Origin of the sequence: Streptomyces katrae (genome assembly GCF_000966975.1) — a bacterium.
In the GTDB taxonomy this organism is placed as follows: Bacteria; Actinomycetota; Actinomycetes; order Streptomycetales; family Streptomycetaceae; genus Streptomyces; species Streptomyces katrae.
Genome location: NZ_JZWV01001704.1, coordinates 1 through 766, shown reverse-complemented (window position 1 = coordinate 766; position 766 = coordinate 1). Strand labels below are relative to the sequence as shown.

The 766-nt window shown below is 74.9% G+C and carries 1 protein-coding gene; it reads left to right on the top strand.

Features of this window, described 5'->3' with window-relative positions:
- A partial coding sequence (locus VR44_RS40215) for a class I SAM-dependent methyltransferase (protein WP_045952651.1) occupies positions 1-424 on the top strand: 424 nt, incomplete at its 5' end.
- Positions 425-766 lie beyond the last annotated feature (342 nt).

Sequence of the window (766 nt, the reverse complement as noted above, 5' to 3'; positions counted from 1 at the left end):
GGGCAGCGAGGAGCAGCAGCCCGGCTGGGAGTACCACGACCCGACGGTGGTGGACCCGGAGGTCGGCCTGATGGACACCCTCCCCACCTTCCGCCGCACCCTCCACAAGGCCGGCCTGGAGGAGCACGTCATCGCGATCGTGGGCCGCTCCCCCCAGGTCGCGGCCGCCTGGGGCGGCAAGCTCGGCTTCGTGTTCATCGACGGCGGCCACACGGACGAGCACGCCACGAACGACTACGAGGGCTGGGCCCCCCACCTGGCGGTCGGCGGCACCCTGGTCATTCACGACGTCTTCCCCGACCCCGCCGACGGCGGCCAGGCCCCGTACCGCGTCTACCTGCGCGCCCTGGCCTCCGGAGCCTTCCAGGAGCTCTCGGTGACGGACTCCCTCCGCGTCCTGCGCCGCACCGCCGAGGGCATCTAGGCCGAGGGCATCTAGGCCGAAGGCCTCCGGGGGGCGCCCGGCGGATCAGAGCCGGCCACCCCCTGGGGCGCCCCTGGCGTGCCGTCTCCGGGGAAGCCCCCGCCAGGCCTACAAGACCGACAATCGGACCACGCCCTCGGATGGCGCAGTGTGCGTACGGGCGCCGCCCGGGCGTTCTAGCATCGCGAGGTGCGCTACGACGACAGCCCCCCGCCGCCCGAGTCCGCCTCCTCCATCAGCCCCGACCGGCCCTGGTTCGCACGCCGGCCCGCCCTCGCGGTGGCGCTCGCGGCGCTGGCCCCGACCTGCCTGGCGGGCTGGGTGCTCACCCAGGCGCTGGCC